Annotated in this window: 17 protein-coding genes; 6 read left to right on the top strand and 11 right to left on the bottom strand. The window is 48.3% G+C overall.

The features are described 5' to 3' along the window. Window positions 1-402 precede the first annotated feature (402 nt). The 3 genes from AC3Y2E_RS20040 (at window position 403) to AC3Y2E_RS20030 (ending at window position 3,837) form a co-directional block, all read left to right on the top strand. Window positions 403-3,336 (top strand): TIM-barrel domain-containing protein, encoded by a 2,934-nt coding sequence (locus AC3Y2E_RS20040; protein ID WP_379213441.1) that lies wholly within the window; start codon window positions 403-405, stop codon window positions 3,334-3,336. 175 nt (window positions 3,337-3,511) lie between these two features. Continuing rightward, entirely contained in the window at window positions 3,512-3,691 is a 180-nt protein-coding gene (locus AC3Y2E_RS20035; protein WP_379213542.1) for an SRPBCC family protein, read from the top strand. Further along, window positions 3,619-3,837: an SRPBCC family protein gene (locus tag AC3Y2E_RS20030; protein ID WP_379213439.1), complete on the top strand. Its 219-nt coding sequence runs from the start codon at window positions 3,619-3,621 to the stop codon at window positions 3,835-3,837. The genes AC3Y2E_RS20035 and AC3Y2E_RS20030 overlap by 73 nt, the downstream gene beginning before the upstream one ends. A 57-nt stretch (window positions 3,838-3,894) precedes the next feature. Here AC3Y2E_RS20030 and AC3Y2E_RS20025 read toward each other — a convergent pair whose 3' ends face one another. The 3 genes from AC3Y2E_RS20025 to AC3Y2E_RS20015 all read right to left on the bottom strand — a co-directional run bounded on the left by AC3Y2E_RS20025 (window position 3,895) and on the right by AC3Y2E_RS20015 (window position 5,945). Then, window positions 3,895-4,740 carry an AraC family transcriptional regulator gene (locus AC3Y2E_RS20025; RefSeq protein ID WP_379213436.1) on the bottom strand — a complete coding sequence of 282 codons (846 nt, stop codon included), beginning with the start codon at window positions 4,738-4,740 and terminating at the stop codon, window positions 3,895-3,897. Window positions 4,741-4,931: 191 nt separating this feature from the next. Further along, window positions 4,932-5,444, bottom strand: a complete 513-nt coding sequence (locus tag AC3Y2E_RS20020) for a P-loop nucleotide/nucleoside kinase family protein (protein WP_190932536.1) — start codon at window positions 5,442-5,444, stop codon at window positions 4,932-4,934. 117 nt (window positions 5,445-5,561) lie between these two features. Further along, window positions 5,562-5,945 carry an IolE/MocC family protein gene (locus tag AC3Y2E_RS20015; RefSeq protein WP_379213434.1) on the bottom strand — a complete coding sequence of 128 codons (384 nt, stop codon included), beginning with the start codon at window positions 5,943-5,945 and terminating at the stop codon, window positions 5,562-5,564. 316 nt (window positions 5,946-6,261) lie between these two features. Here AC3Y2E_RS20015 and AC3Y2E_RS20010 point away from each other — a divergent pair, with 316 nt between their 5' ends. Then, the gene (locus tag AC3Y2E_RS20010) at window positions 6,262-6,681 is read left to right on the top strand and encodes a GNAT family N-acetyltransferase (RefSeq protein ID WP_190929629.1); all 420 of its coding nucleotides are present in this window, start codon (window positions 6,262-6,264) and stop codon (window positions 6,679-6,681) included. Between the two features lie 275 nt (window positions 6,682-6,956). Here the strand turns inward: AC3Y2E_RS20010 and AC3Y2E_RS20005 are convergent, their stop codons facing one another. From AC3Y2E_RS20005 to AC3Y2E_RS19985, 5 genes are all read right to left on the bottom strand, one after another. Next, window positions 6,957-8,102: a hypothetical protein gene (locus AC3Y2E_RS20005; protein ID WP_379213431.1), complete on the bottom strand. Its 1,146-nt coding sequence runs from the start codon at window positions 8,100-8,102 to the stop codon at window positions 6,957-6,959. A gap of 293 nt (window positions 8,103-8,395) precedes the next feature. Further along, on the bottom strand, window positions 8,396-9,430 hold the full coding sequence (locus AC3Y2E_RS20000) for a hypothetical protein (protein WP_379213429.1): 1,035 nt from the start codon (window positions 9,428-9,430) through the stop codon (window positions 8,396-8,398). Between the two features lie 210 nt (window positions 9,431-9,640). Further along, the gene (locus tag AC3Y2E_RS19995; protein ID WP_379213427.1) at window positions 9,641-11,404 is read right to left on the bottom strand and encodes an ABC transporter ATP-binding protein; all 1,764 of its coding nucleotides are present in this window, start codon (window positions 11,402-11,404) and stop codon (window positions 9,641-9,643) included. After that, window positions 11,401-13,266, bottom strand: a complete 1,866-nt coding sequence (locus AC3Y2E_RS19990) for an ABC transporter ATP-binding protein (protein ID WP_379213425.1) — start codon at window positions 13,264-13,266, stop codon at window positions 11,401-11,403. Before AC3Y2E_RS19990 ends, AC3Y2E_RS19995 begins: the two co-directional genes overlap by 4 nt. A 362-nt stretch (window positions 13,267-13,628) precedes the next feature. After that, window positions 13,629-14,672 carry an Ldh family oxidoreductase gene (locus tag AC3Y2E_RS19985; RefSeq protein WP_379213423.1) on the bottom strand — a complete coding sequence of 348 codons (1,044 nt, stop codon included), beginning with the start codon at window positions 14,670-14,672 and terminating at the stop codon, window positions 13,629-13,631. 372 nt (window positions 14,673-15,044) lie between these two features. Between AC3Y2E_RS19985 and AC3Y2E_RS19980 the strand changes: the two genes are divergently transcribed. After that, on the top strand, window positions 15,045-15,896 hold the full coding sequence (locus tag AC3Y2E_RS19980; RefSeq protein ID WP_379213421.1) for an AraC family transcriptional regulator: 852 nt from the start codon (window positions 15,045-15,047) through the stop codon (window positions 15,894-15,896). A 226-nt stretch (window positions 15,897-16,122) separates the two neighbouring features. Here AC3Y2E_RS19980 and AC3Y2E_RS19975 read toward each other — a convergent pair whose 3' ends face one another. Both AC3Y2E_RS19975 and AC3Y2E_RS19970 read right to left on the bottom strand, forming a co-directional pair. Continuing rightward, the gene (locus AC3Y2E_RS19975; protein WP_379213419.1) at window positions 16,123-17,145 is read right to left on the bottom strand and encodes an aminoglycoside phosphotransferase family protein; all 1,023 of its coding nucleotides are present in this window, start codon (window positions 17,143-17,145) and stop codon (window positions 16,123-16,125) included. A gap of 331 nt (window positions 17,146-17,476) precedes the next feature. Then, on the bottom strand, window positions 17,477-18,007 hold the full coding sequence (locus tag AC3Y2E_RS19970; RefSeq protein ID WP_379213417.1) for a dihydrofolate reductase family protein: 531 nt from the start codon (window positions 18,005-18,007) through the stop codon (window positions 17,477-17,479). A 301-nt stretch (window positions 18,008-18,308) separates the two neighbouring features. Here AC3Y2E_RS19970 and AC3Y2E_RS19965 point away from each other — a divergent pair, with 301 nt between their 5' ends. Continuing rightward, window positions 18,309-18,998 (top strand): phosphoribosylaminoimidazolesuccinocarboxamide synthase, encoded by a 690-nt coding sequence (locus tag AC3Y2E_RS19965; protein ID WP_379213415.1) that lies wholly within the window; start codon window positions 18,309-18,311, stop codon window positions 18,996-18,998. A gap of 378 nt (window positions 18,999-19,376) precedes the next feature. Here the strand turns inward: AC3Y2E_RS19965 and AC3Y2E_RS19960 are convergent, their stop codons facing one another. Beyond that, on the bottom strand, window positions 19,377-20,687 hold the full coding sequence (locus tag AC3Y2E_RS19960) for an ABC transporter substrate-binding protein (RefSeq protein WP_379213413.1): 1,311 nt from the start codon (window positions 20,685-20,687) through the stop codon (window positions 19,377-19,379).

Here is a 20,687-nt window from a genome sequence, read left to right as displayed (position 1 = left end):
TCACACATATGCAGGCGACGGGCTTCCAACCAGCTGCTCCGTATTCGCCACCGCATCATGAGCTAGATCTCCGATAGCGAACGCTTTCAAAGAACGGCTGTACACGAAGTCCCTCAATTGATCTTTACATCATGAATGATGCCGATTCGAAATTGTTCCCAATTCTTCAGCATTGCTTCCTCCTCCTTTTTCTTTATTCTTTGAGATTCTACATGGTAATCGATGTCTTTGTTCTCCGGTAAGCCAAGTATAGAAGATGTGGATCGATCTCGTATATGGCATATCATAACGGGCTCATGTGAAATGATAATTGATTTGGAAGCGCTTTTCGTGTGATTAAATAACATTTTTAGGATAAAAGTGTTATCATGGAAGCGATGGATATCACAGGGGGGCGTGGAGATGGATAGAGTGACGGATACCCGGATTTCGCTGGGGAACGGGGGATGGATCTTGGCTGAGGCGGTAGCCGACTCCACCTTCCGGATTCGGATGAATGAAACGGGGCATTTCCCGGAATCTCCTTTGATCCGGTACCGAATTGTAAACGCTACCATCGAATCGAGAGGCGAAAGCCGCTTTATGGAGGTCGGCAACGTCACGGTCGTTCGGGCCGGAGGAGCCACGCTGCAAATCGACGTTAATGATGGGCAGCTTCGACTGTACGGTCCTGACGGAAAAGAGCGGCTGCACACCTGCTGCTCGCCCTGGTCCGGCTCGGCATCGGGTTTTGGAGCACGCTTCTCGCTGGAAGCCGACGAGTCCTTGTACGGGCTCGGCAACGTCGTTCCCGAACAGCTGGATCGACGAGGCCTGTGCGTACCGATGTGGGCACAGCAGGATCTGTGGACGAGCGCGCCCATTCCTTTTCTGATGAGCTCCAGAGGATGGGCCGTCATGGTGAATACAACGTGGCGGCATACGTTCGACATCGGTGCAGCGACCGATGACATTCTAAGCATAGAAGGGCCGTCGGGCGAACTGGATCTGTTTCTTTTCGTCGGAACCGGATACGCCGAGCTGCTTGAAGCCTATACGGACGTAGCGGGAAAACCGCAGCTGCTGCCGATCTGGATGTACGGGCTGAATTTCTGCCCGCGAATACAGTCGAGCGCTCGGGATGTGCTCGATGACGCCATCAAATTTCGCCGCTCCGGTACTCCCTGCGACCTGATCGGATTGAGTGCGGATTGGATGGAGACGGGGAGCGACTATTCGACCGCCAAACACTGGCATCCGGAACGGTTCCCGATTAGCACGAACGACCTTCTCCGTCAAGTCTCGTTTATCGGCATCCTACAAAAGCAGGGTTTCAAGCTTAGTCTGGCTCTGGGCTGCGATTACGATCTAACCCTGTTTGAAGAACGGATGAGCGAGGGAAATGTGGACGGGGAGCGCAACGATTCGGAAGAGGTGTGGTACGATCATTTGCGCAAGTTTGTCGATGATGGCATCTCCGGCTTCGTGCTGTTCTTGAGTAACCCGATGTTTAGCCATCCCGACCGGATATGGGGCAACGGCATGACGAGCGCGGAGCTTCACAATTTGTATCCGGTTCTGCTCGGCAAACAGATGCATGTCGGCTTCCGCCAGCAGACGAATACCCGGCCGGTCATTCATATGGAGAAAGGCTATTTGGGCATGCAGCAGTTTGTCGCAAGTACCACGGGTACATTTTATAACGCCAGACATGCGATCACGGCCGTATTGAATTACGGGCTATCCGGACATGTCAACACGTCGACGAATATGCACCTGGTTACCCGCGAGGGCATTCATGCCGATTTTTTGCTCGCATGGTCGCGGATCCACAGCCAAGATCATTTTCATCATCCGGATTTTCTGGAGCAGCCGTTGCACGAGCTATTCCAGAGGTATGCCCGGCTGCGCTATCGTCTCCTTCCTTACTTGTATGCCACCGCGCATGTCGCCGCCCGAACCGGCATGCCGATTGCCCGTGCCATGCCTCTTCTGTACCCCGATGACCGGAATTGCCGGGAGTTGAGCAGGCAATACATGCTAGGGGATTTCCTGCTCGTTGCCGTGTATACCGATCAAGTGTACTTGCCTGAAGGGAACTGGATCGATTACTGGACAGGGAAGCGTTACGGCGGTTCACAATGGATCAACTATACCGTTCCTGCGGGGGCGGGCGGCCCTCTATTCGTGCGCTCCGGGGCGATCATTCCGATGTGGCCGCCGTTAGACTATATCGGCCAATTGCGGATAGAGACGTTAACACTGGATATTTACCCCGGCCCTCCCGGCGAGTTTATCTTATACGAGGACGACGGAACCACCTTCGACTATTTGGAGGGACGTTTCGCCCGAACAAAAATGTCGTGTAAATCCGATCGTGAAAAAACGACCGTGTACATTGCACGTCGCGAGGGAGATTATTCCGGCATCGTTCACAACCGCAGCTACGAGCTGATCGTCCATACGGACGGCAAGCCGGCGGCTGTCCGGGTGGGCGGTCTGCGTCGTCCGGATCGGACGAGGAGAATCAAGACGGATCCGTTCCGCAGCTGGCGATACGACCGTGTGACGGGTACGGTGAGACTGCATGTGGAAGAGGCCGGGCCAAGTGAGCCGGATGTGTGCGTCGAAATCGTGCATCCGCCGAAGCGCATTCCCACCGCCGTAAATCGCTCCGGGACAGAGGCGGTTGACGACGGCCTCCGAGGAGGGGGGGATGACGGAACGGATGAAGCGTTCGTCTCCGCCTTGGATACGGGCGAAGTGCACACGGCGGAATCGGCTCTCTCGGCATGGTGGAAGGAGAAAATGAAGGCCGGATCGTCTGGCGCGGTCTGGCCGCTGCACGTCATGAATGCCTGCATCCTGATCGTACAGCATACAGAGCGGCGCGGATGTGCCGTCGAGGACGTATTCGGCGGAGCGGCGGATATGACAACTATGCTATCGCGGCTCCAATCGTCCGAGCAAGGCTATGAACTGCTGCAGCAGCTCGTTGGACGGCTCGCTCGGCTCACCATGGAGCGCCGCCCTGCGGCAAAGCATCCGGTCGTCCGCGAGCTGATCGCCATCGTTGAGCGGGAGCCGGACAAAGACTTGTCCTTGAATATGATGGCCGAGCGATTCGCCCTGCACCCGTTTCACTTGAGCCGCCTATTCAAGAAAGAAACAGGAACCGCCTATTCCGACTACGTCATGGCGATTCGAATGACGCAGGCCAAGAAACTGCTGAGCGTCGGCCATAAAGTATACGAGACCGCTTCCCGCTGCGGCTTCAAGGATGCCGGAAATTTCTCCAAGGCGTTCAGCAAATATTGGGGCATCCCTCCGGCGAGTTTCAAAGCGAAACGCGAGTAACGGATGGAGAATAAACAGCACATCATAACGAACAGCCTTTGAGTCATTCCGAAGGCTGTTTTGCATGCTCGAAAGGCGTAAAAGGTTAACTTTCCGCTTCGTTTGTCCCATTGTGCGCTTTTGTAAGTTGACTTTAAGTCGATACAACATTTCATTTTGGTGGGGGCCTAGCGTCATGACTACGATCGTGGACAGCTTGAACGCAAAGAAAGGCGGCATTTGGAGATACATTCAGCGAGATCCGGCCGGAAACGAGTACGCACATAATGGGGTTTCCACGAAGTGTCATCGCCTGAACGACTTGTCCAAACGTACGAATTCGAAGGCGTTCCAGCCGTCGGCCTGGTTACGGTAACGTTCGAAGAGCTGGGGGGAGGAAGAACGAAACTGACAGAAACAACCTTGTACTCAGAACGAAACTGCCCGTTCGCACCGACGGCAGCCGAACATTTAGCCGACTGCCGTTGTTTAACGATTGAGCTATCGTCTCCGTTAGCGTAATGGAGTTACGATAGGTGACCGATGAGGAACACTTCGCATGTCACATGAAGTAAAACATTATTTTCTCTTCACCGGAATCCAAATTTCCCCAGAAACATATTCTGCCGTTCCATAGTACATTTCGAAGGTTGGACCTTCAACCTGTTCGAATTCCGATGTCGGAAACCACTCGGAATAAATTCGTCCCCATAGCTTTATTAAATCACATTGCGGTTCCGGGAATATCGCCCACGTTAATTCCGGAACAGAAAGTTTTGTAAATCTCTCCGGAATATCTAGACCTTTTGGCAAAAAATAACTCACCATGTATTTAAACGATGTTCCAGTATGATCATATAAGGCAGCATGCAAGATTGTGTTACTAAAGCGTCCCAGTAATTCATTCATCCCTTCAACACTGCCATCTACATCGCATTGTTGACGGAATTTAGCAACCTCTTCATATACTTTTTGATCGGAATTGACCAGACCATAAGCTCCAAACATCTCAAAAGGACCTCTTGATTCGATGCGGTAATTCATTTCGACATCTCCTTTTATTGAAATATGAAAGGACATTCGAGGATAGGCTTTTAGAGAAACGCCTTTATCGCGCGCAGATATCGGCATGACCCCATGAAGGTTCTTAAACGCCCGTGCAAACGCTTCTGGCGATTCGTATCCATATCTCATAGCTACATCAATAACCTTAGCTTCTGTTGTCTGCAGTTCAAATGCTGCTAATGTCAGCCGTCGACGCCGAATGTACTCAGAGAGTGATACTCCAGTAATAAACGGAAACATTCGTTGAAAATGATAAGTTGAGCAACAGGCTCTCTGCGCTATTTCATCATATGAGATAATATCCGCTAGATTTGTTTCGATATATTCCATGGCGTTCTTCATCCTGTCCAACCAATCCATCGTTTCCCCTCCTTTCATGATAAATTTAAGGTAGATTGAAAATGATTACCGTGCATTTTCTGCACAAAAAAGTCAGCATGTCGATGATAATATAATTCTCCTTCGCTTGGTAGTACCGTTGAGGAAATCTGCCCTGTTAGCGGAACAGGCTGCCGATGCCGGCAGCCTGTCGTCATGATGCTATCGTGCAATCAATAAAATTTTCTACGCTCCCGATCCAACTGTTCACACAACGTTTTCAAGCTTTCGGCCACAGTTTGGTGAGCTGTGTCGATGACGATATGATCACGGTCCCAAACATCGTACTGTCGGTTCCTGACTTTCTCCCACGTGGGTAGAGCTAAGCCAGGAATATCGGCTACACGCGTTTCGATTCGATGCCTGTGTTCACGATCGTCAGAGCATATCACTTCGATTTCCACAAACGGAGCTTCAAGAGATACCGCCACATTGCGCCAAGCTTGGCGCGTTACTTGGATCGGATTGACCGTATCTGCTATTACGTCGAGGCCCAACCGGAGATTCTGCGATGCAATCGCATAACACACGATGTAACCCGCAGGTCCATCAACCCACGTTCCAGCAGCCCGCATAGCCTGCTCCACGACATCAACCCGGAGATACGTTGCCTGTAACTCTCTAGCCAAAGCTGATGATAACGTGGACTTCCCGGTGCCTGGCAACCCGCTAAATATATAGAGCATTAAACTTGCCTCCTTGAAAAATAAAACGCATAACTGCCCGGTGTCTTCAACACATGAAACAGGAGCTGCCGCATAGGAGCTCCCCCTCTATCGTTCTCCGTTAGCGAAATAGAATTTTCACTTCGACTGGACCTTTAAATCTTCACCAATCAGCTTCGTTCCTTCATAAAGGATACCATGGTCATAATTCTTAACATCAAAGTAACCATTGTAATAATCCCAAACATTTGGACGATTCGAAAATTCGGCAATAGTATCCAATATGCGTCTGAATAACTTATTTGCTTCAGCTTCTGTAAGATTCCCCTTAATCATAAGTCTGAATTTAACATCTTTTTCACCATTAAACGAAGATGCTGTAGTATCTATCCCATCAAGTTTTCTAAAAGAGTCCTCGGCTTTTACTACTGCTTCGCCAATATCTATGCTTGTTATCTTAGTACAAGATACTGTTAATAAAAATGAAATTAGTAATAGGACGAATGCCATCTTTCTACTCATCAACTTATTACCTCCTTCAATGGAAACAAAAGGGATTTATTAAATTACTCAACATATGATACCACATATTGGGGTTAAACTGCCCATTCGCAACGACGGCAGCCGAACCTTTTGGCCGGCTGCCGTCAGATAACAATCGAGCTATCGTACCCGTTAGTTGAACAAATTATCTTTTGTCGTCTATGATAATAATATTCGTTGGACAAGGCGTAAATGTACAATGACACAGTGAATCAGAAAAGTGGTCACGTTCAAAAGAATCCCCCCACTTCTCTTTTCATGGTGCATATCATATAAAAGAAGCGAGAGTGAAGATGTGAATATTAGAGTAGCAAATGAATTTGACTACTCAGTTTTAAGAAAGATATATTTGGAATCCCGTCGTAAAAAATTTCATTGGGCGGATATAGAAGCAATGGCTTTAGATGATTTTGATAAACATACAGAAGGAGAGTATATCTTTTTAGTAGAGGAGAATAATCAAATCCTCGGATTTGCTTCTCTGTATTTGCCGGATAACTTTATCCATAATTTATTCGTCCACCCCGATTTCTTCGGTAAGGGTGTTGGCGGTCTGTTGCTCCATGCCTCTATAGAAAAAATGAAAAAACCGATCAGATTGAAGTGCGTATCAGAAAATCATGCGGCTATGAAATTTTATGAGAGTAAGGGCTGGAAGAAAGTCATTGAAGAAGGTGATCCGCACGAAAAATATTGGGTTATGGAATACAATTGACCTCTCCGCGCTGAAAGCAAGGGATTCCGTGCTAAGTGATACCCCCCTCTCTCTCCAAAGGTACTTGTTCATTTTACATGCTTCAAATAGTTAATGAACCTATTGCATGCTTGGTCTTGAAGGAGTTCATTTGTATCATGTGTATGGTATCTCAATACAATCCATCCATGAAACTCGAACATTATTCCTCTCCTAACTCTTTGAACTCTCGTACCCGTTACTTGGTGCAATTACCCGTAAGAACGGCTTTCTGGTTGAGGTCGAAGTCATTGTAGTTAAACGGACATTTTATGAGCCAACACAATGGCATTAACCGCTGATACGGTATCCATGGCTGCCAGCTGTTCATCCAGCTTCAAATGAAGTTGTAAGGTAGAGACTGGTGGATTTTTAGTAGAAATCATGAGCTCAACCTCATGAGATGAAAGCACCTTCGCTTGCATGATTTGCAGCCAGGGGATAAGATCCGGTACTGATTTATCCTCCGAAGGGCCGGTTTCCATGCCATCCACCCTAATAGGTGAATGCCCATCGAAATACTCAATCCTGAGCACAGCATAAGAGGGAGTACTGTTCCTCTCCAAGATCGTGGCCGCCTCCAGCCGATGGCGGGAGGTTTTTTTAGGACTGATAATCACATTCCACAAAACGATAAACAGAGAGGGGATGAGGAATGCGAGCACCGCCAACCAACCACTGGAGGTCTTGACATAGACGGTAAGAAAGAGGGCTGCGGACAGAATCGCAAGCAACCATATGTAGAGCTCCTGCCGCCATTTGGGCTGGCGCTTCCCAGATGCTGGAGGAATGGACTGTGCTGGCTGAATTTCCGGAGCTTGCTCCGGTTGAGCTACCGTACGTTCTCTCCATGGCAAATGCTCCCCATTCAGCATATAGAAGTTATCGCCTGCTCCCTGCCAGACCTTCTCCTGCGAGGGATGCGGCGACTGCCAGAGGGTAACGTATTTTTGAATGTCTTTCAGATAAAGAGCGGGATCGCCCGTGAACGAGAAATATTGCGAAAGCTCCAGATGAATAACGGCAGCAGAATACCGCTGTACATGAGTCGATAAGGTTTCTAGCCACTCATGCACGGGAGCGGCAAGCGATGGGAAATGGGCCAGCGTGCCGGGTAAGTTCAGGCGCAACTGCTCTGCAGCATCCGCCCATGGAATCTGCCATTGGAATGCCTCGGAAAAGCGTTCCCACTCAGGCAGATCCTCCACATCCGGTTGGTCCATATGGGGCTGAATCTTGCTCCAAGCTTGCATAAGCTGCCCGCTATAGCGCTGGAACTGCTCTTGGCTGACCAGACAAAACCATACTGGAGCGAGAAAATTATTCGTCTCGAAAGCTGTATTCTCATAATTGACCGAATCTGTATCGGCACTTGTAACGCTCAGGAATGTCCGGTTTCCCATATAAAATCCTTTCCTCTACCTTTGTTTCACATCCAACAATAATGGAATCATAAAGCGATTCTAACAGTCCATGGTTTTTGTTGGAAATTAAGTTTCAGACTAGAGATGTTGATCCAACGCGGTATTTTGAATTACAAATTGTGATAGTTTCTGTTTAATCAGTTTCAGTATGATTAAATGTATTGATAAGCGCCTCGGTACGATATTAATGCCAGTGAATCATCGGAACCGCCGATTAAATCTCCCTACCATTTGCTTATACACGTGTTCTTTCTCTTACTTTTTAGGCATAGTTACTTTCCAAATTGGTTCATGTAGGTTTCCCGATAATTATAGGGAACAGCCTTTTCATCCACAATTCCATTTACAGTTCTGCCACCATATCCCCCTCCATCTGCACTGTACTTCTGATTATCAAAAGTCGCAGGAAATTCAAACGAATGGATGACATCAAAACTGAGCATGCCTTTTAACTCATCACATTCTTCCTTTGTTATTTTTTTAAAACTGTCTACTAAAAACGAACAGAACATATCATAAACAATATCCGCATATTCTGCGGTCGACATTTTTTCATTAAAACCATTATACCTGCACGATATACTGATATCCTTCAGTTTACTCCCCCTCATCGCTGGGTGGAACTTCTTGGTCTCTGTGTTATATGCGGAATCATAAAAGAACTTATGATGTTTGTTTATCGGCCCCATAAACAAGGTTATCGCTATACTGTTTTTTTGCAAAATTCTTTTTTGCACCAACAGATTTCTTTCCAAAAAAGACCATATATATTCGCTAATTCTGTAGTCCACACGTGGTCTTCTAAACATGATCTCCGGTTTGCATATTCCATCGTCTTCATCTTCGTGACTCCAAAATCGGCTGATCGTTATGGTTTTTGTATTTTCTTCACTGTTATCACTGATTTTCGTCAGCAGAAGCTCTCTGACATAGAGAGATACTTTTTGCAGCAGCATTCTAAAATCGTTTTCGTTAAACGCTGTCAAAACACAAGTCACAGATTCAGAATCGCTTTCAATAACTTCTTGAAAAGCAACTTTTTCTTGTTTAAATCTATCAAGGATGTAATTGGTCCAACCGTATCCGTCAGAAATATACGGCATTTCCTCTAATTTGCGATTAAGTTTTTCAAAACCACCCGTTGGCGAAAACTCTAGTGAATAACTCAATGTTTCATTTCCCTTATATGTAACGCTGGATATATGTATCACAAATGGTTTATAGTCGAGACATTCCCACGTACCCTCTTCCATATATTCAATAATATTGTTAGGGATTTTGACTTTTTCTAAATGTAATCTATCCAAAATTTCTCATTCCTCTCGTAGTATGGATATGGTCGTTCAACAGAAGTGTAGTTACAAATAATTCCATTACAATAGATGCACTTAATAACCAGTATGTTGCGGTAACCTGCCCGTTACTTCAACAAACAACGGCAGCCGATTCGAGTGCCGGCCGCCGTCAAGTGAGATTGAGCTATAGGTTCCCCTAACAATAATCAAGGCTGCGACTGACTAGCTGGCCACACCTTGCCTATCCTCCGCCCCTTCCCCATTATCTTCCTTTTGTGAGATGACCAGCTTTTTGTAAATCGTATCCCCTGCCATCAGTTCTTCATGAGTGCCTTGTTCGGCGACACGGCCTTGATCCATCACGTAAATCAGATCCGCATTCTGAATCGTTGACAGCCGGTGCGCGATGATGATCGTAGTCAAGCCTTGGCGAAGCTCGTCGATCTGTTTTTGCACGCGGCGTTCGGTCTCGAGATCAAGCGACGAGGTCGACTCGTCGAGGATCAAAATCTCAGAGCGTCTCAAGAGGGCTCGAGCCAAGGCAAGCCGCTGCTTTTGGCCGCCGGACAAATTGATGCCGCGTTCGCCCAACTCCGTATCGTACCCTTGGCTTAACGTCAGAACGAAGTCATGGATGCACGCTTGTTCGCATGCCGCCTCCACGTCCTCTTGCTTCCGGCTTTCTCCCAGCAATATGTTGTTGCCGATCGTATCCGGGAATAAATACGGGTCTTGAAAGACGACCGAAATCCGCTCGCTCCAGGCCTTTCGTTGAATCGTGGTCAACGGCGCCCCGTTCACACGAATACAGCCGCTGTCTGGATCGTAAAATCGCAGCAGCAGCTGGGCGATGGTTGATTTGCCCCCGCCGCTAGTCCCCACGAACGCGACTTTACGGCCGACCGGAATCGTAAGGGACAGTTGCTCCAGCACATTCCGCGACTGCTCGTTGTACCGGAAGCTAACGTGCTCCAGCGTCAAGCTGCGAATGGGACCTTCTATCCCTGTTTCGCCGTCGGCAATCTGCGGACCTTGCACCATTCCCCGGATGCGGTCGACCATCGCGAGCCGGCTCTGCGCCTCCATGACGAACAAATACACGTCATGGATCGCGTTCATCAGCTGGGACGTGAATTGGAAGATCACCACGTACATTCCAATTGATAAGGCCCCGTCCATTACCAGATACCCGCCATAACCAAGCACAAGCAGACTAGCCCCCCACTTTAGCGGATCGCTCCAGACCAGTTTCTTGTTCTCCAGCTTGCCCTCTTGCATGACCTTGTCGAAATAAACGGCAAAATTGGTATTGAATTTGTTCTGCTCCCATTCTTCCCGGTGAAAAGCGATCACTTCCCTCGTAGATGAGACGCCTTCCTCCAAGTGAACGAGAAAGTTGGCTTTTGCTTCCTGCAGCTGTTTGGATACTTGGCGAATATTGCCGCCGAATTTCTTGCCCAACGCCAGGTACAAAGCGCTGAATCCCAAGATGCAAACGAGAATGACGGGCGAGCTCCAACCGATAATGACGGACAAAAGCAGCACCGTGACGATATTCGCTATGCCTTTCGGCACAAACTGCGTCAAGGCGACTGTCGTCCAGTTAATGTCGTTCGAGAAATAGCTAACATATTTGCCGATGCGTTCATTGTTGTAGATTGGCGTTGGCGTCTTGTAAATGGCGTTCATCAAGTCTTCCGTGAGTTGGGCATTGATTTTATAAGCACTGACACGCCCCGTGTGCGTCCACAATACGCCGAAAAAGGAAGAACAGACGATAGCCAACGCAAACCAGCCTAACGTTTCGGGCAATAGCTCATAGTTGCCGCGCAGAAAAATGTCGTCAATGACGACCTTCTGTACAGCCGTCACCGCGATGCCTGCCACCGTAGCCAACAGTAGGTACAACAGCCCCAGCGTAAACCCGGATTTATACTTCCATATGTACCGTTTTATCCAATGTACGTTGAGCATAACTTCATTCATGCCGGTTGCTCCTTTCCTTGCGCGGGTGACTCCGATCGGGACGGTTGGTCCGCGGACAATGAATGGCTTTCAGATACCTCTTCCTCCTGAGACAATCGAACGGCAAGTCGGTAAAAGGCCCCTCTCTTAGCCATCAGCTCCTCATAGGAACCAACCTCCTCGGCACGGCCGTTGTCGATCAGCACGATCCGGTCGTAATCCCTGACCGTGGATAACCTATGGGCAACGGCTATGGTCGTGCGCCCCACTAGCAAGCGGTCGAGCGCATGCTGCACTTCCTTTTCGCTGGCATTGTCCAAGGCGGAAGTAGCTTCGTCGAGCAGGATGATCGAGGGATTTTTCAAAAACATCCTTGCAATCGCGATCCGCTGCCGTTGACCGCCCGACAACTTGATGCCCCGTTCGCCGACAAGCGATTCGTACCCGCCCGGGAATTGCATGATGAAGTCATGCGCATGCGCCGCCTTCGCGGCAGCGATGATCTGCTCCTCCGTCGCGTCCGGGAATCCGAAGCGGATGTTCTCCCGGACCGTGGTCCCGAATAAGTAAGTGTCCTGGAACACGAACCCGATCGAGCTGCGCAGCTGACGGAAGCTCAGCTCCCGCAGGGAAACCCCGTCCAGCTTCACTTCCCCCTCGCGAGGATCGTAGAACCGCCCGATCAGCTTCAACACCGTTGATTTGCCATTGCCGCTGGTCCCGACTAACGCGATTCGCTCCCCGTGCTGAATGTGTAGGTCAAAGCCTTTCAAAATAGGCGGAAACGCTCCGTAACCGAAGGTGACTTGACTGAAGGAAAGGTTGCCTTTTAGCTCCTTTAATTGCCGAGGGTGCTCGGCTTCATTCACCTCCGGAACCTGCTGCAAGAAATCGTACAGCGCTTCGGCTTGCGCCAAAACGACCTTCTGCTCGGTAATAACCCCCACAAGGGAAGTTACCGCTTGCATGAAGAACATATAATAGAGCAAAAAGGCGATGATCGCACCTACGGTTAAGGAACCGGCTTGAATGTCTTTTGCCCCGAACCAGAAAATCAATACCAGGCCAAGCGAGGTCGTCATCGCCCGCAGGTTCTGGTTAATATGGCCGTTCACTTGATAGCGAACGATCATCTTGGCGATTCGGCGGGTGCCGTCCATTAAACGCCCCATATCCCAAGCTTCCGCGGAGTGGGCTCGGAGCTCCGGCGTGGCCGAGATGCTGTCGTAAATTTTCTTGTTATAGAGCAGTCGGTAAGACAACGCCGCGTTAATATATTTGGTGTATTGCTGTTGAAAATAAGGCCCTAGGATATAGTAGGAGAGAAAGCAAGGAATGGTTAGCAGACTAAGCTTGACGTTCAAGGCCAGCATGACAATGCTGAACAATATCGCCATAAACAAGCGCTGCACCATCTCGGGGAACATAACGCGATACATGGTCTGTACGGCGGCTACCTCGGTATTCATCAGAGATAAAGTGCGGCCCACGGGGTTTTGCTCGTGATAGGCGAAGCCCATGCGGCGAAGGTGCCGGAATAAAGTGAATTGCAGATCCTTGCCCGCTTGCATGGAGAAAAGGCGTTGCAGGATATTGCGCGCAGCCGTCAGACCAATCATTATGCCAATAAATCCGATTACGGCCGCGAATAAAATCGACAGCAGCTTAGTGTCGCGGTTTGGCACTACATCATCGATAACGGCTTGCAGAAATCTGGGTATGGCCAGTTCTGCAAAAGATATGCCGATGCCGCATAAGATGAACAGCAGAAATTGCAGGCGATAGCGGGTGAGGAAGGAAATCGACCAGCGGTACACGCGCATGGCTTTCACAGTACGTTGAAGAAACGAAGCGGCTTGTGGGGGAGCATCTGATCTGGACATGGTTGACCTGCCTTTCGGTATAATAAGCACCTGTATGCAATAGGTATTTTTAACTTATGTCATTACATATTATGGAACACATGTCAGGTTGTCAATGAGAATCTGGCTTATGAAAACGGCAGCCGATCCGGCTGCCGTCGTATGCTATATTCAATTATCGCGTCTCCGTTAGTTGAACCACCAGCATCACTGAAAATACGGCCTTGCGCCGGGATTCGCTTTTGCATGGTCCGATGCCTGCAGAACTTCCTGCAGCCATATGAAATCCCATTCCTGCCGAACGTCTCGCAGCAAGGCAAAACCTAGACTGGAAAAAAAAGCTGATTTTTTCTCATGTGAATTCTCTCTGTAATCCCACGAATTTACATGGTTGAATCGGAAATAGTAAGCTTGCTAACCCCGGATTTTTCGCTGACACGGCAGAAAGTTTCATACACCTCAATTGGATATTCGATCCACCCGCGCTCCATCATTTCCCGGCGTTGTTCAAAGGAATGTTTTCCCGGATAAGTGCGGAATGCATTCAAGTACGCTTGAATTTGCTCCTTCATCTCATCAACTTTAAACAATTTGGAACTAAATGCTAGGATGACTGCACCTTCGCCCCATGGCTTGCCTGGAGCATTTCCGAAAAACCCTCCCGTTAGGGCACCCGATAGAAACTCCATGCCCATCGCCATGTGCAATCCCTTCAAGCCACCTAGAGGGGCAAACGATCCGTTGCCGCGATCGGCCTTCAGTAGCCCATACAAAATCTCCGTATCTTGCGTAGGTTCGCCATTAGCGTCCAAAATGGTCCCTAGTGGCAAGGTGCCATAGCGATCCGCATGCTCCTTAAGACTAATCATGGAATGCCGGCTGTAAGAGCAAAAGGAACCGTCGAACAAAAAAGGTGGTTCTCCGGGAGCGCAGATGGCGAACGGATTGTTGCCTATCCGGTTTTCATCGGAAATTCTCATGTTCAACAGCGGATTGTTTTGCGTGATGATTAATCCTATTTGCCCCGCCGCCAATACCGGCCTCAGTCCTTCGCCGATTATGTTCGGCTTCGGTACGGCCACAATGCCTATGCCATATGTGTCTGCGATTGAAGATGCAAGTACTGCGCCTTTTCTTGCCACCTCATCCGGCCAATTGCGATACGTAGAATATATGCGTGCAGAGATGGGGGTGATTTGTTCGGTTGTTACCTCCAGCCGGCGACTTATCTGTCCGTTCTGAATACGCTCCACGATGGACTCCAAACGAGCATTACCTCTCGTAAAATCGCCAATTAGATCCAGGTTTAAGGCGATCTCCGTCCATGTTTCTACTACGTAATCGTCCTCTACCCACTTTCCCAGTACCTCACGGCTCCAAGAACTCATTTCCTCTACAAGAATGGGTACCGTTTTAACGTTTTCCACGCGAACACACCAGCTTTCCTCCTATTAATATAGCAAAGACTACCGATATCAGTCGGCAGTCAATAGCTGTTATAAATTAAATTGGGAAAATAATACCATTTATTTTCTATATCTGTCAATAAGCGGTTTGTATTATCCTGCCCGTTACATCCATGTACCCCAAGAGGAGCTGTCCTTGTTGCAACTCCTCGATATCGTCTCCGTTAGTGGAATAACCTAATTTTATCTGTACAATGACGGAGGATTAGGCTATTTTTGTCTTTTGGATGGTTGCTGGATAGAATGGTTAAACACCCTTGCATTTTGGTGCACAGAATGCACGGCCACGAGATCCTTATTGATATATATTGAAATTGGAAGGGATGATCGTGAATGGATTGGGCCGAAAGAATGAATAAAGCAATCAATTATATTGAAGAACATCTTACAGGAGATATCGATTACGAAGAGGTAGCAAAAGTCGCGTGTTGCTCGGTGTACCATTTTCAACGTATGTTCTCTTTTATTACGGATGTTTCATTATCGGAATATGTGAGACGTCGACGATTAACGTTAGCGGCTTTTGAACTTCAAAACAGCAATATTAAAGTTATTGATCTTGCACTGAAGCTGGGATACGACTCGCCAGAAGCATTCACCCGCGCATTTCAAAATTTACATGGCACCACACCGACTGCCTCACGTAACGTCGGTATAAAACTCAAGACTTATCCACGAATCTCCTTCCAAATTTCGATTAAGGGAGTCACGGAAATGAATTACAGGATTGAAGAATTAAAGGGATTTTCCATTGTGGGAGTGCAGGAACAGGTTAGTACAGCTGATGCCCTTAATATTGTTCCTCGGATATGGGCCAATGCCAAGAAAGAAGGACTCTTTGAGAAGCTGTGGGAAATACGGGAAACCGACCATAAAATGAAGGGGATTTTAGGAGTAAGCGCGGATGGTGATCATGGTAAAAATGAGAAGTTCCATTACATTATGTCCATTGTATCGGAGCATTTACCACCAGAAGGAATGATAAAAAGAAGTTTTCCGGAAGCTGCTTGGGCTGTATTCGAAGCGGAAGGTGGGCCAGATGGTATAGGCGAGCTTTGGAAACGCTTGTATACAGAGTGGGTCCCAGCCTCAACGTATGACCTCGCTTATTTACCTGCCATTGAATGTTATTTGCCACCAGAAGAAAATAAAAATGAATTATGGGTAGCAGTTGTCAAAAAATAACAGAGTACTTGCTGCGCAAATCTGCCTGTCCCTTAACGCGCCATCTCCCGATCTGGCTCGCCGATGCCGGCATGTGCCAATCACTTTGGGCAAGGGTTACGATACCGTTCCTCAAGAAAGGGGGCAGTTTGCCGATCCTATCCGATGTTCCACCGGCATTCCCCCTTCAAATTAGGCGTTAAATACTGTGATACTCTACCATAATATACAAATATTCATTCAATGTTTAATCCGTTAATCTGCCTATCTCATGGATTTTTTGCAAGGTATTCAGGTGCATTACTTTATCTTCGGGCGACTCAGCGAATTTATACCACTCCACAAGCCTGTACCCGAACATAACAAGGATGAGTTCATAGATACAAGGATCGGAGAGATGAGACACATCCGCATATTCCGAAAAACCCCTGTAATACGCAGGAACGCATTTTTGATAGTATTCAATCATATGACAGACGTCCGCTTCATCCGATAGTAAACTCGCGATATCTTCACCCAAGTACCCCCAACCGGCGGTATCCCAATCAATAGCTACGATTTTACTGTCCGAAAAGAATATGTTTTCCACCCAAAAATCTCTGTGGCAAAGCACGATTGGCAGCTTTTCAATGCGATTAAATATTTTGTCCGCATTGTTATCGAGGTCAATGAGCATTTTACACAGGTGCTTCGGAATTTCGCAGTCGTCGGAGCGTATGTAATCATACAGAACATTCCACGACCGATACCGCAGATAGTAGTTTTTCAAATACTCAACCTTGCTTAAATTGGGCAGATTCTGCAGTACGTTTGGTCGTTCCGTGTACAACTTGCCTTGAAATCGCCCCAACTCCTCAGCTATACGTTCATACATCTCCGAGGTCAGATTCAAACCTGACACACCCTCGATATATTCCATCCACAGTTGAATCTCATCGCCATTTATTTCGGCGTGATAACACTCCGGCCAACGGAACGAATCCAAGAAAACCTTTTTGAAATCCGATTCATAGAGGTCGTATTCCCTTCGCCAAGAATCCGGATCACCATAACGCTCAAATTTTTTCTGTGTTTTCCAAACCATTTTATAGGGCAAATGTGCACCATCGGAAGTTTCCACCATGCCGGTTACTAGCTGAACCTCTCCTACCGTCCCGCCTTGCAACTCTTTGAGCTGATAATCTGCGCGAATGATCGTTTTGTCGAGCATTTTACTCAAAACAAACGCCAGTATTTCGGGCTTTACAAACTTTTCATCCTGATTGCTCATTCTTGTATCCCCCTTTTTACCCTTATGTTGCCTGTCAATCGACTTTTACCCCGCCCGTTTATCCATGATTTGCTTTATCATCCACACACTTGTTATCTCGCTTATGTACAAGGTAAAGCTCCCCATGCTCTGGCGCCAATGATTCGTTTTCTTAATCATATATCGCATTGGGGTGTTATACAGGGATTTATTGGGTATAGTTGATCTCTACTGCCAGTGACTTCACCGAAAAATAAAAAGAAGCTGCCTCAACAAGGCAACTCCTCTATTCTTGTTCCTCGAATCCCCTATAAGAGCAACGTGCCTTTAGACCGTTAGGTCAACCGCACAACTAAACTGGAACGTAGGTCAACCTGATCACCTGCTCGCCAATTCGATCGCTTGCCACGAGGCGCAGCGGCGGCCGCGGACCGGCGAAGAACGGCTTGCCCTGACCCAGCACGACTGGATGGAGATAGAGTCGATACTCATCAACGAGACCGAGCTCCGTTAGACTGTGCGCCAACTCCGGCCCGGAAACTTCAATCTCCCCTTCATGCTCAGCCTTCAGCCTAAGTATGGCTGCTGCGAGGTCGCCCTCGATCAGAGAAGCGTTCGGACCGACGGACTGTAACGTCCTGGACACCACCCACTTCGGTTTGCTTTGCCACGCTGCCGCGTATTCCCGTTCCGGCGCATCCCATTCCACATGGTCCTCGTCCCAATACCGCATGGTCTCATACATGCGGCGCCCGTACAGGCTTCCCGCCAGGCCACGCATGTCGTCGATGAAATGACGGAATACCACGGGGTCGGGCTGGAATGCCATATGGTCGACAAACCCGTCCAGGGACTGGTTCAATGCGAAAACGATCTTTGCCATGCTACTGACTCTCCTCTCTGGTTTTCTTGCACATTCATCATCAAGATTACACGTTCCGTATGCAGCCCCCTATATGTCTACATTTTATCATCCAACAACATGCCCGGTTTCTTATAGATTGCTAATGTGCAGAATCCTGGCCCGGCTATCCGCTTCAGTCTCTCAAACCAGACCCAACCACAACAGCGTAAATCCCAAGTTCCGACAGTTCACGTATATAGCGATACAGAGAGTTGCCGGGCTTATGCTATAATATAAAATATTTGCTAAATCTAACTGTCGTAGAAGGGGGAAACATATTGTGAATCGTTTGTACACCGGGAAGACAAAAGATGTATATGAGCTGGAAAATGGGGATTACCTGTTGCAGTTTAAGGATGATGTAACAGGAGAGAATGGCGTATTCGATCCCGGCGCCAATACAGTCGGGTTAGTTATGGAAGGCGCCGGGCGGGCAGGACTCCGCTTAACGAAGTTCTTTTTCGAAAAATTGAATGCTGCGAACATTCCGACCCATTACATCGATGCGGATATCGAGAAAGCAACGATGACCGTCGCTCCCGCCTCTGTGTTCGGCAAAGGGCTTGAGGTCATATGCCGCTATCGTGCGGTAGGAAGCTTCCTTCGTCGTTATGGTCTATATGCGGAAGAAGGGCAACAACTAGATGCATTTGTGGAAGTGACGTTAAAGGATGATGCGCGTCAAGATCCGCCGATCAGCAAGTCTGCTCTTGAAATGCTGCGTATTTTGTCGGCTGATGAATATGAAGCGCTGGAAAAGCTGACGAAGCAAATCAGTCAAGTCGTGAAGGACGAGCTCAGCTTGAAGGGCATCGAGCTGTATGATATCAAGTTGGAATTTGGCCGATTGAAAAAGGACGGGCAAGTTGTTCTTATCGATGAAATATCCGGGGGGAACATGAGAGCTTACAAGGACGGGGTGTACGTTGAACCGCTTGAGCTGGAGAAGCTCATGCTGGCAGGCGAATAAACCGATCGCATATTTATTTGGGTCATCCCGAGCGACCTGCTTAGAAACCGTTCTTCTTCCAGTATGTTTCTGGATGGAACGGTTTTTTGAGCAGGCTTAGTTTGTTGAAGGTGGGGAGGGTTGTTGAAGATTTTGGAGATGTTGAACCCATCCTGCTGGATTTTGCAGAGTGGAGTGAAGGCATGGACAGTACAGCCATGAGGGGGGGGGGGGATGAAAATGGGCTTATTGAAAGAATACCGTTAGCACAACGAGGCAGCCGAACATTTTGGCCGGCTGCCGTTGTGTAACGATTAAGTTATCGTCTCCGTTAGCTGAGCCACCTTCACTTTACTTCGGCAAAAGGGTCAAGTTCTTGTCATCCCACTAACAATCGCTTCATGGGTTCGGCTGCTCGTCTATCATTTTCTGTGTCTCTTCCGCCATCATACGCAAGCCTGTGTTGAGATCGACCGTTCCCGCAAGCAACGCATTCAGATGCTTCTCATAGATGCTCCTCGCTTTGGAATCGACGTTCGTTGTCGCTGCAAGCGGAGCGAAAGGATAATAGGTGACCGCCTGCCAATTTTTACTCGGGAAAGGAGATTCCGATCCAAGCGTCTCCCTCACTTCCTTGGCTCTCGAAGCCATCAATGTACCGCCCTTCGAATTTTCGATGAAAAATTCGAGCGAAGTCCAAAACTTGATCGCTTCCATCGCCGCCTCTTTATGCTCCGAAAGTGAAGTGATGCCGAAATAATTCGGAGATACCTGCGAGCCGACTTCAGCCAAGCCGGGCAATACCGGAAATGAAACCATGTCCCAATCGAGCGACGAAAACTCTTTTGTCAGTGCAAGCGGAGCGGCCGCCGTGTACAAAAGCATGGCAACCCTGCGATCCTTGCTAAACGTGGACCAATCCGGTATTTTCCCTATTTCCTTGTATGCTTTCGTGAATACGGGATTTAATAGCACAGATTGGACCAGTGTCTGCCATTGCGCGTTCGTATGAACCGTCGGTATTCGCTTGGTTCCGTCCACCAATGGCAAAGAATAGGGATTCCAGCCGATCATCGCACCCGTACCATGGCTGCCGATCCCGTAATATTGCACGCTGCCGTCAAACCGTGTCATTCTGTTCGCCAGATCGAGCGTTTCCGTCCATGACATCCCGTCTTTCGGATAGGACACTCCGAACGTATCGAAAAGCGTCTTGTTGTAGTAGAGCAGCAAGCTGTTCATCTTGACCGGAAGGCCATAAAGCTTTCCATCGAACATCTGCCGCATCGATTCGATGGCTGTCGGCTCCAGATGGCCAATATCGACGTTATGCTTGCGGATCAAGTCGCTCATATCGTACTTCAGATCGTAATCGAGCAGCGTCTCCTCGAATCCTCCCCGTGAATTGGTGTACAAATCGAACTTGACGCCGGTCGCCAGCAGTTCGGGAATCGTCGTGCCGTTGGCCTTCGATGATTGAATGTACCGTACATCGAGATGAGGGTGTTTTTTGCGCAGCGGCTCCAAATAAACCACTTCCATCTCCTCTATAGGAGAAATGGACACTAAGGTTAGCGGAACGCGCTTGGCCGGATTTTCCTTAGCCGTTTGAGGAACATCGGCTCCCTCTTTTGCCCCTCCGCTGCAAGCTCCGACAATAGCGGTTATTCCGGCTAACAGGATTAGCAATCTTGCTCTCTGCTTGAACAT

It is taken from the genome of Paenibacillus sp. MAH-35 (genome assembly GCF_058135425.1).
Note: the sequence above shows the minus strand (reverse complement) of the source record. Positions and strands in the feature narration are given on the sequence as shown.